This window comes from Streptomyces sudanensis (genome assembly GCF_023614315.1).
Lineage (GTDB): Bacteria > Actinomycetota > Actinomycetes > Streptomycetales > Streptomycetaceae > Streptomyces > Streptomyces sudanensis.
This window is the reverse complement of sequence record NZ_CP095474.1, coordinates 147,812-148,934: the sequence shown is the minus strand read 5'-3', so window position 1 is coordinate 148,934 and position 1,123 is coordinate 147,812. Positions and strand designations below refer to the sequence as shown.

1 pseudogene is annotated in these 1,123 nt (G+C 77.3%); it reads left to right on the top strand.

What is annotated here, in order from left to right:
* Positions 1-408 precede the first annotated feature (408 nt).
* Positions 409-1,123 (top strand): annotated as a pseudogene (locus MW084_RS00585) (hemerythrin domain-containing protein); the annotation flags it as partial.

Here is a 1,123-nt window from a genome sequence, read left to right as displayed (position 1 = left end):
GNGACGNTNGNNGGTCGNCGGTNNCGNCNGNTNTGNNGNGNNNGCCGGGCGGGGGACACCGGGGNCGACCGGGCCGGGGGGCCGCCGGCGCACCCCGCGGCCGGCACCCGGTACCCGCGGCACTTCCGGGGCCTCGCACACGCGCGCCTGGGGAACGCCATCCATCCGTCGCAATCGTCCGTCCGCCGTTCGCCGTCTGCCCCGCCCCGGCCCGGTCACGCGTGGCGACGCCACCGGTCGTACCGCGTGCCGTGCGGGCGGACCCGCCGTCCGGGCGCGGCCCGGAACCGGCGCCGGCCGCCCCGTGACCGGATCGTCCGGTACGCGGCCTGGAACCGGCGGTGCGGGGTAACCGCTGGAGTGATCCGCCGCCGCGCGGCGCGCACCGCTCCGGAGAGGCGGTTCATCATGACACCGGCGACACACCGCACGCCCGGCGCGACACGGACCGGCGACCGGCGACCGCCTCGGCGGCCGGAACCGCGTCACCGCTGGTGGGCGCCCACGGCCCCGCCCGGAGCCGAACCGCCCGGCCGGGTTCCGGCCCGCGCCGGCCCCGTACCGGCCCGGAGCCGCCGCCCACCCGCCGCTCCCGTCCCACCGCACGACGACCGAAGGAGAACGACCGCCATGACGCGACCGATCGCGGAGCAGACCGTCGAGGAACTCGGCGGCGAGGGCAGCGTCCTGGCCAGGCAGCGCCGGGACCACGCCGAACTCGACCGGCTGATGGCCCGGTACGAGTCGGGCCGCGAGCCGCGCGGGGAACGGCAGCGGACCCTCAGGGACATCGTGCAGCTCACCTTCAGCCACGCCTTCGCGGAGGAGACCGTCCTGTGGCCGGTGCTGCGCCGCCTGGCGCCCGACGGGGAGAAGCTGACCGGGAGGGTCGAGGACGAGCACCAGCGGATCAACGACCTGGTCACGGAGATGGAGCGGGTCGGGCCGGACGATCCGCGTCACGACGAACTCGCGGCCGAGGCGTTCGCCCTGATCAGGCAGGACATCCGCGACGAGGAGGACCTGCTGCTGCCCCGGTTGCAGGAGTCCCTCGACACCGCGCGCCTGCGCCGGCTGGGCTCGGCGTGGGAGGCCGTGCGCCGTACCGCGCCCACCCGCCCCC